Source organism: Nonomuraea rhizosphaerae (genome assembly GCF_019396405.1).
Lineage (GTDB): Bacteria > Actinomycetota > Actinomycetes > Streptosporangiales > Streptosporangiaceae > Nonomuraea > Nonomuraea rhizosphaerae.
This window is the reverse complement of record NZ_JAHKRL010000207.1, coordinates 1-3,357: the sequence shown is the minus strand read 5'-3', so window position 1 is coordinate 3,357 and position 3,357 is coordinate 1. Positions and strand designations below refer to the sequence as shown.

At 71.0% G+C, this 3,357-nt stretch carries 4 protein-coding genes and 1 pseudogene; all 5 read right to left on the bottom strand.

Annotation, left to right across the window (positions count from 1 at the left end):
* On the bottom strand, positions 1-256 hold a 256-nt coding region (locus tag KME77_RS10085; protein WP_219464664.1), incomplete at its 3' end, for a serine hydrolase.
* A 149-nt stretch (positions 257-405) separates the two neighbouring features.
* The gene (locus KME77_RS10080; RefSeq protein WP_219464663.1) at positions 406-792 is read right to left on the bottom strand and encodes a VOC family protein; all 387 of its coding nucleotides are present in this window, start codon (positions 790-792) and stop codon (positions 406-408) included.
* A 137-nt stretch (positions 793-929) separates the two neighbouring features.
* On the bottom strand, positions 930-1,817 hold the full coding sequence (locus KME77_RS10075) for a LysR family transcriptional regulator (RefSeq protein WP_219464660.1): 888 nt from the start codon (positions 1,815-1,817) through the stop codon (positions 930-932).
* Between the two features lie 107 nt (positions 1,818-1,924).
* Positions 1,925-3,016: an FUSC family protein gene (locus KME77_RS10070; protein WP_219464657.1), complete on the bottom strand. Its 1,092-nt coding sequence runs from the start codon at positions 3,014-3,016 to the stop codon at positions 1,925-1,927.
* Positions 3,017-3,065: 49 nt separating this feature from the next.
* A pseudogene (locus KME77_RS10065) lies at positions 3,066-3,357 on the bottom strand (hypothetical protein); the annotation flags it as partial.

The window sequence follows — 3,357 nt, the reverse complement described above, 5'->3', positions numbered from 1 at the left end:
GGCACTCATCCAGCAACATCATCGCCGCCGCCACCGAGACCGGCTTGGAGGTCGAGGCCATCCGGAAGATCGTCTGCCGGCTCATCGCCGCCCCACCGTCATGGCGCATCGTCCCGATCGCCTCGACGTGCGTCTGCCCGCCCCGCCCCACCAGAGCCACCACACCGGGAATGCGCCCCGACTCCACATGCCGCGCCAGCACGTCATGCACCCTGCGCAGGCCCGCCTCGGAGAAGCCGCCACTGCCGTTTTCCATGATGAATCCCCTAGCTCGTAGTGTTTGAGGGCCAGGTCCGTCCTGGCGATGTGCTCAGCGTCGCCGAGCGCCCTGATACCGGACCGTCGCCGCGCTGACACGGCCGTTGACACGGCAGCGCGCGGCCGGCGGTGGTGCCGGTGCGGGAGTCAGCCCGTGATGGGAGAGATCCACTCGACGAGCCGGATCGTCACGCCGTTGGGGTCGGTGAGCTGCGTGAGCAGCTCGCCCCACGGCTCCCGCCGCAGCGGGACGGTGATGGTGGCGCCTTCGCCGCGCAGCCGCTCGTACTCGGCGGCGAGGCCGGTGACCGTGAGCACCACGACCGTGTCCGCCAGTCCCGGTCCCGGTCCCGGTCCCGGTCGTTCGAGGTCGCGCTCGGTCAGGACCAGGTCGACGGCGGCGTCGTCACGGCCCAGCGCGATGAAGTCCTCGCCGACCAGGGTCTCGCGGAAGCCGAGATGCGTGGTGAGGAACCGGCTGGAGGCGGCCGGGTCGGCGACGGTCAGCGATACAGCGGAAGAGATGACGTTCACGCTGGTGTACCGGAGAATGACATGCCCTGATTTACCTCCCGACGGGGGTTTTCCGGTGATGGGTCAAGCATCACGCCGGGTGGTGTCGCGGAACAACGACGACTGTCGCAACGGTCGTTGACCCACGGTTGACGGTCTCAGCGGGGCAGCGGTCCCAGTTCCCGCACCACGCGGGCGAGGCCGCGGATGAGGTCGTTCTCCGCGTCGGTGCGCCACACCAGCCCGTACGTCAGCGCCTCCATGTCCGTCACCGGCAGGTAGACGATGTCCGGGCGCGGGTAGTACCGGGTCACGTGGACCGGGAAGAGCGAGACCGTGTCCCCGACGGTCGTGTACATGAAGATGTCCTCGATGTTGTCCACGAGGTCCCCCCGGTCGATCGCCCGGCCTTTCGGGGTAAGTCCCGGGATGTAGCGGTCGAACCAGTCACCGGGCGCCGACGCGGGGGTCACGTGCCGATAGTCGCTCACCGCCTCCAGGGAGGTCGTGGACCACTTGGCGAGAGGGTTGTCGGCGGCCACGGCCAGCACTCTCGGCTCGGTGAAGAGCACGGGCCCCACGGTCAGGTCGGGTTCGTCCACGGGCAGCCAGGTGACCAGGACATCGGTCTCCTTCTCCCGCAACTGGGTGAACGGATCGGCGTAGCGTGACATCCGCAGGCGCAGATCCCAGCGCGGATACCGGGAGCGGAAGGCGTCCCAGTACCGTCGCAGCTCCTGGACGTTGGCGGGGAACAGGCTGACCCGGAGCGTGCCCGTCTTGCCACGGGCCGCCAGCCGGGCCCGGGTCAGGCTCTGCGTCAGCCCCTGATGGACCTGGCGCAGGTCGTCGCGGAGCTGCTCGCCCACCGGAGTGAGCCGTACGTTGCGGCTGTCGCGAGCGAACAGCTCGATGCCGATGGCCCGTTCCTGCTTCTTGATCGCCTTGCTGACCGCCGCCACGGAGATGTGCAGCCGCTCCGCCGTACGGCCGAAGTGCAGCTCCTCGGCGAGGGTCAGGAAGACCTCGATGTCGCGCAGCTCCACAGGCTCTTTTCTCCTCGACCAGCTCCGTAACGCGTGAGGCGGACCTTTCGCGAGGACAACGATAGGCGGGGTCAGGGGGTGGCCGTCCCCGTCACCCCTGGTCGCCGTCAGCTTGTGGCGTCGCTGGGCTCGTCCAGGGGCGTCAGCGCGGCCGTCGCCTCCTCGTGGTCCATGCCCGTCGCCTGCAGCAGGTCCACGGCGATCGACCGGAGCTGAGCGATGATCACGTGCGCGGAGAAGCCGAGCCGGTCGGGCCGCTCACGCGCCGCCACCGCCAGGAGCGCCTGCCGGGCCAGCATGGGCTCGCGGCCGGCGGCCAGTTCGAGCTGGAGCAGCAGCGCCGCCTCCGACACCTCGCGCATCGCCTCGGCCAGCGAGGTCGGCGGCGGGCTGGCCTCGCCGATCGCGGCCAGCGTACGGCGGGCCAGCACGCGGGCGTTGCGCAGCGCCAGGTCCACGGGCACGGCCACGGCCTCGTACCGGGCGACCCTGGAGCGCCGGTGCCAGTGCAGCGGTGAGATCAGCGTGATCTCCTTGCTGGTCTCCACCGCCCGCTCGAACTCCTCCACCGCCGCCTGCGTGTCGCGGGCCGCCTCCAGTGCCTCGGCGGCCAGGTCCACGTCACGCTTCTCGATCGACTCCGCGGCCTGTTCGAGGACCGTGGACAGCGCGTCCAGCACCCCGGACAGGTGCTTGGAGGCGATCGCGAACGGGCTGGCGGGCAGCAGCGCCACGGCCGCGATGCCGATGACACCGCCGGTGAGCGCGTCGGCCATCCTGTCCCAGCCGCCGGCCCCGTCGGCGGGCACCAGCGCGGCGACCAGCACCGCCGACGACCCGGCCTGCGCCACGAACAGACCGCCGCTGTCGAGCAGCACCGCCGCGGTCATCGCCAGGGCCACCACGAGCCCGATCTGCCAGGCGCCCGACCCGATCCACGACACCAGCAGGTCGCCGACGCCCACCCCGAGGCTGACCCCGACCACCAGCTCGGCCACGCGGCGCAGCCGCTGCCCGAGCCCGACGCCGACGCAGATCAGCACGGAGATGGGGGCGAAGAACGGGTGGGAGTGGCCGAGCAGGTGGATGGCGGCGAGCCAGGCGAGGGCCGCGCCCACGGCGCACTGGGCGATGGACGGCGCCGCCAGGCCGAACGTGCCCAGCCGTTCCTTCAAGTGATCGCTGAGCCGGGTTCGCACCCTTCCACCCTGGCGGATCTTTGTGACGTTAGGGTCACATTCGTCGGATTTATCCGGTCCGGGAGGTGAAGCGCCACCGTACGGGATGCGGGGCCCCGGAACGCGCGGGCGGAGGAGGAGAGGGGCTCGACGGAGAACGGTCCGGTACGTCGAGCGACGGCAGCACCGCCGGGACCTCCTCGCGCTCCATGCCGCTCGCCTGGAGCAGGTCCACCACGATCGACCGGAACTGCGCCACCATCACGCTCGCCGAGAACCCCCACCGCTCCGCCTCCTGCCGCCGGGCCGCCGCCAGGATCGCCTGCCGGGCCCGTTCGGGGTCGCGGCCGCGCGCCAGGTCC